Origin of the sequence: Streptomyces spongiae (genome assembly GCF_009377185.1) — a bacterium.
Lineage (GTDB): Bacteria > Actinomycetota > Actinomycetes > Streptomycetales > Streptomycetaceae > Streptomyces > Streptomyces spongiae.
Map to the genome: position 1 here is coordinate 1 of NZ_VJZC01000647.1, position 5,395 is coordinate 5,395.

The following is a 5,395-nucleotide window of genomic DNA, read 5'->3' on the forward strand; positions in this document are numbered from 1 at the left end:
GGCCAGCCCCCGGACCCCCGCTCCTCAAACGCCGGAGGGGCTGAGATGAGCGGGCCCGCGCCCCGAAAGGGGCGGGGAACTGCGCGGCTTTTAGGGGCGCGGGGAACTGCGCGACCAGCCACAACGAACCCGCAGTCGCCAACCGACTGACAGCCCCTACCCCTTATGCGAAGAAGCTGATGTTCCAGTCCAGGTGCCGTGCCAGATCCTCGTCGCTGAGGGGCGCCTGGGCCGTGCCCGGCCGGGCGTTCCGGGAGATCTGGCCGCTGGTGGTGACGTTGTGCTCCACGCGCGGTCGGCGGAGCGTCTCATAGGCGGTCAGCGCGCCGTCCGTGTCCGGAGCGTCCCGCAGGGCCTTCGCGAGGACGACGGCGTCCTCCAGCGCCATCGACGCACCCTGCCCGGTCGCCGGAGAGGCCGCGTGGGCCGCGTCGCCGATGAGCAGGGCCCGTCCGGAACGCCAGGTCGTGGCGAGCGGCATCTCGGTGGCGTTGGTGACCAGGACGCTGTCGGTGGTGGCCGCGACCATGTCCGCGGCGGGGGTGGAGTCCTTGCGCAGAAGCGGGAGGAGCAGGTCGCGCCACCCGCCCGGCGTGCCGTTCGCGAGGTCCTCGGCCGACAGCGGGTCACCGGTGACGCGGGCGAACCAGTACGTCTCCCCGGCGGGGCTCACCGCGTACCCGAAGGCGGCCTCGCTGCCGCGGATCAGGGTGAAGAGGTCTGAAGGGCCGGCTGCCGGAGCGTCGGTCGTGTACCCGTAGAAGACGTGCTCGCCCGCGTAACCGGGCTGCACGGCGGGGGCGATCGCGCGGCGGACCGTCGAGTTCAGTCCGTCGGCCCCGATGAGCAGGTCTCCGGTCGCGGTGCCGCCGTCGGTGAAGCGCACGGTGACGTGCTCCGGGCCCTCCTCGACGGATTCCACCCGGGCGCCGTGCCGGACGCCGATGCCCCTGCGTACCGCCTCCGCCTGCAGGGCCGCGTTGAGTTCGCCACGGCGCAGACACCGGTACTGGAGGAGCGGGTCGTCGGCACCCGCCAGAGGTCGCTTCACCACCTCCGTGCCGGAGCCGTCCAGTACGCGCATCGTCGTCAGCGGGAAACCGGTGCCGGTGACCGCGGTGGAGGCGCCGAGCTGCGCGAGGGCCCGCATGCCGTTGCTCGCGAGGGTGAGGAACGCGCCGATGTCCTCGGCCGAGTCGGGGTGTGCCTCGTACACGGAGACGTCGAGCCCGGCCTTGTGCAGGGCCAGTGCCGCCGCCGAACCCGCCGTCCCGCCCCCGATGACGATGATCCGCGCCACTCCCGAACTCCCCTCCCGTACCCCGCCGACCCCGGTCGGCCGCGCGGGTACTGCGGACAACGTCCAGGCCGCGGCCAGGAGTTCCGCACCCGCGCGGCACGGTCATCGTGGGTCCGGCCCGTCGGGAGCCGTGATGTCGTCCAGGACATGGCGCAGGAAGCCGGCCGCCGTGCCGCCGTCGCAGACCCGGTGGTCGAACGTCAACGACACGTGGACGACCTTGCGCACCTCCAGACGGCCCTCGACCACCCAGGGGCGATCGGTGACGCGGCCCACGCCGAGCATCGCGGCCTGGGGGTGGTTGAGGATCGGCGTGGCGCCGTCGACGTCGAGGACACCGTAGTTGTTCAGCGTGAACGTGCCGCCGGTGCGGTGCTCCGCCCCTAGGGCGCCGCGCCGGGCGAGCGCGGTCAGCCGTCGCAGTTCCGCCGCGAGGCCGTCAGGGGACAGGTGGTCGGCGTCCCGGACGACGGGCACCACCAGACCGTGCTCCGTCTGCGCGGCGAAGCCCAGGTGCACGCGGCTGAGGCGGAGGATCTCCCCACGGTCGGCGTCGACACGGGCGTTGAGCTCGGGGAAGGCGGCGAGCCCGGCGAGGCAGGCGCGGGCGAGCAGGGGCATGAGGCCCGTCCGGCGGGAGGCGCGTGCGGCGAGCAGAGCGGTGGCGTCGGCATCCGCCCAGATCGTCACGGCGGGCGTGTCGCGATGGCCGCGGACGAACTTCCCGGCCGAGGCGTCCAGGGCGACACGGGTGCCGACCTGGGACTTCGCCTCGTCATTTCCGCCTCCGGTGGCTGTGCCTCCGCCACTCGCGCTTCCGCCAGCTGTAGTCGTCGGCCGTGACCACCCTTGCGACGCGCTCGTCCCGTATCCGGTGAGCACGGCGCCCGAGCCCGACTCCGTCACCGTGAGCAGGGGCGCGTCCACCCGCACGACCTCACCGGTCCGGCAGTGCAGGGCCGTCACCGTGCCGGCGAACGGACTGGGCAGCGTCACCACGGACTTGGCCGTCTCGACCTCGGCGACGACCTGGTCGTGCGCGACGACGTCCCCCACCGCGACCTGCCACTCCAGCATCTCCGCCTCCGCCAGACCCTCGCCCAGGTCCGGAAGACGGAAGGTGCGGCCGGGAGCGGGCGAAGGCTCGATCGGCGTCAAGTCCGCCTTGTGGGAGCGCCGTTCGGCTTCCGTCGACGGCAGCAGGCGGTGCAGGGCGTCAAGCACGCGGCCCGTCCCCGGCAGGTGGGCGCCCTCCAACAGCGGTGGCGGGTACGGGATGTCGAACCCCGTGACGCGCAGCACGGGGGCCCGCAGCGCGTCGAAGCACCGCTCCTGCACCCGGGCCGCGATCTCCGCCCCGACACCGGCGAACCCCTGCGCCTCGTGCACCACCAGGCACCGGCCGGTCCGCCGCACCGACGCGGTGAGCGCGCGGTCGTCCAGCGGGACGAGGGTGCGCAGGTCCAGCACCTCCACGTCCAGACCCTCGGCCGCCGCCGCGTGGGCGGCGTCCAGCGCCACCGCGACCGACGGGCCGTACGCCACCACCGTCGCGTCACTCCCGCTCCGGCGTATCGCCGCGGTGCCGAACGGCTCGGTGCGGACCGGGAGTTCGAGGTCCTCCTTCGTCCAGTAGTGGCGCTTGGGTTCCAGGAAGACCACCGGGTCCGGGTCGTCGATCGCCTCGCGCAGCAGCGAGTACGCGTCCGCGGGCGTCGCCGGGGTCACCACCTTCAGGCCCGCCGTGTGCGCGTAGTACGCCTCGCTGGAGTCGCTGTGGTGCTCCACGCCGCCGATGCCGCCGCCGTAGGGGACCCGGACGACCAGCGGCAGCGCGAGGGCGCCCCGGGTACGGTTGCGCGTCTTGGCCATGTGGGAGGCGATCTGTTCGAACGCCGGGTAGGCGAACGCGTCGAACTGCATCTCGACCACCGGCCGCCAACCGACCATCGCCATGCCGATCGCGAGGCCCGCGATACCGGCCTCGGACACCGGTGTGTCGAAGCAGCGCCGGTCGCCGAAGGTGTCGGCCAGTCCGGCGGTGATCCGGAAGACACCGCCGAGGCGGCCCACGTCCTCGCCGAGGACGACGACGCGTTCGTCCGCGCCGAGCGCGTCCCGCAGGGCGGCGTTGAGCGCCTGCGCCATCGCCGTGCCGGAGTTGCCGGCCTTGCTCGTCATTCCCGCCGTCATCTCAGCGTTCCTCCAACTCGGCTCGCAGAGCGGTGCGTTGCTCCATCAGATGGGGCGTCGGCGAGCTGAACACATGGTCGAAGAGGGTGAGGGGATCCACTTCCGGGTCCGCGGCGAGCCGCGCGCGCACGTCGGCGGCGTACGCCTCCGCCTCCTCGGCCGTCGCCCTGACGTCGTCCTCGGTCAGCAGGCCGCGCTCGCGCAGCGCGCACTCCAGCCGGGCGACCGGGTCGCGGTCGCGGCCCTGCCAGAGTTCGGCCTCCTCGGCCGGGCGGTAGCGGGACGGGTCGTCGGCGCTGGTGTGCGGGCCCACGCGGTACGTGTGTGCCTCGACCAGCCAGGGGCCGCCGCCCGCCCGCGCGTCCTCGACGGCCGTGGTCAGGACGGCGAGCACGGCCTCGGCGTCGTTGCCGTCCACGTGCTCCGAGCGGACGCCGTACCCGACACCCTTGTACGCCAGGCCCGGTGCCGCGCACTGGGCGGAGCGCGGGACGGAGATGGCGTACCCGTTGTTCTGCACCAGGAACACCACCGGCGCCCTCAGCACGCCCGCCAGATTGAGGGCCTCGTGGAAGTCGCCCTCGCTGGTGGCGCCGTCGCCGACGAGAGCGAGGGCGACCGTGTCCGCGCCCCCCAGTCGTTCACCGTGGGCCAGTCCGGTGGCGTGTGCCGCGTGGGTGGCCAGGGGAGTGCACTGGGGCGCGGTGCGGTGCCGTACGGGGTCGTAGCCGCAGTGCCCGTCACCGCGCAGCAGCGTCAGCGCCTCGACGGGGTCGATACCGCGGCTGACCAGCGCCACGCAGTCGCGGTAGGTGGGGAACAGCCAGTCCGTGTCGCGCAGGGCCAGCGCGGCACCCACCTGGCACGCCTCCTGGCCGAGGCTGGAGGGGTGGACCGCCAGCCGGCCCTGCCGGGCGAGCGCCGTCGCCTGCTCGTCGAAACGGCGCCCCACGACCATCCTGCGGTAGGCCGTCAGCAGCGACTCGGGCCGCGGCGCCGGGTACGTCCGGACCGGGGGCGTCTCCACCGCCGTCTCCACGGCCGTTTCCGCCTCGTCGAATTCCCGAGTTTTACCCTTCGATGAAAGAAAGGAAACCGGAACATGGGACGGTAGCCAGGGGGAGGGATCCGTCCATTCCTTGCCAGTTGTATGTGTCGGCGTGTATCCCATACTTCCGCCACTCTTTCTTCACGGCCTGTGCGCCTTGGGTGCTGTCCGGAGTCGATCCCTTATCAAGCACCCCGTGAAGACGGACAAGTGAAGCGGAACTGAACAGTCCAAAGGTCTTCCGCGTATCTGCGCGGTTACGGGTCATGTGTCAACTCGGCTTTGGGAAAAGGTAATTCCGGTGTCGCCTGCTCGTCTCGAACGCCCGGTTCCAATGGAGCGGCGAAACGCGGCACGGCGGAAGGCAAGCGAAGATGTCCCGAGTACGACCGGGAGCACGTCACTACACTGTCGTCTGTTCCTCGTGCGGAACCCGCTACGAGGACGACGGCCTCCTCCTCGACTGCCCCGGTCGGCACGAACCGGCTTTTCTGCGCACCGAGTACGACGGAATCGGAACGCACACCGGTGAAATGTCCGGGCTGTTCCGGCACGCCCCGCTGCTGCCGGTCGTCCGGACCTTTCCCGATGTCGCCGGACCGGTCGTGCACCACGCCGAGCGACTCGGCCGCCGCATCGGCCTCGACCGCCTGTGGGTCGCCTTCAACGGCCACTGGCCTGAGCGCGGCGCGCGGTTGCCCACCTGCACCTTCAAGGACCTGGAGGCGTACACCGTGCTCGGCCGCCTGCCCGCCGAGCCCCCGGTCCTCGTGATCCCCTCGGCCGGCAACACCGCCGCCGCCTTCGCCTGGGCCGCCACCCTGCACCGGGTGCCCTGCCTGCTCGTCGTGCCC

At 72.3% G+C, this 5,395-nt stretch carries 3 protein-coding genes and 1 pseudogene; 1 reads left to right on the plus strand and 3 read right to left on the minus strand.

The window, feature by feature from the left end:
• Positions 1 to 163: 163 nt before the first annotated feature.
• From FNH08_RS43685 to FNH08_RS43695, 3 genes are all read right to left on the minus strand, one after another.
• Positions 164 to 1,300, minus strand: coding sequence for an FAD-dependent oxidoreductase (locus tag FNH08_RS43685; RefSeq protein ID WP_322726412.1), 1,137 nt, complete (start codon positions 1,298 to 1,300; stop codon positions 164 to 166).
• A 102-nt stretch (positions 1,301 to 1,402) separates the two neighbouring features.
• Positions 1,403 to 3,493, minus strand: a complete 2,091-nt coding sequence (locus tag FNH08_RS54245; RefSeq protein ID WP_228034738.1) for a 2-oxo acid dehydrogenase subunit E2 — start codon at positions 3,491 to 3,493, stop codon at positions 1,403 to 1,405.
• 1 nt (position 3,494) lies between these two features.
• Positions 3,495 to 4,664 (minus strand): thiamine pyrophosphate-dependent enzyme, encoded by a 1,170-nt coding sequence (locus FNH08_RS43695; protein ID WP_152777062.1) that lies wholly within the window; start codon positions 4,662 to 4,664, stop codon positions 3,495 to 3,497.
• A 410-nt stretch (positions 4,665 to 5,074) separates the two neighbouring features.
• Between FNH08_RS43695 and FNH08_RS43700 the strand changes: the two are divergent.
• A pseudogene (locus FNH08_RS43700) lies at positions 5,075 to 5,395 on the plus strand (cysteate synthase); the annotation flags it as partial.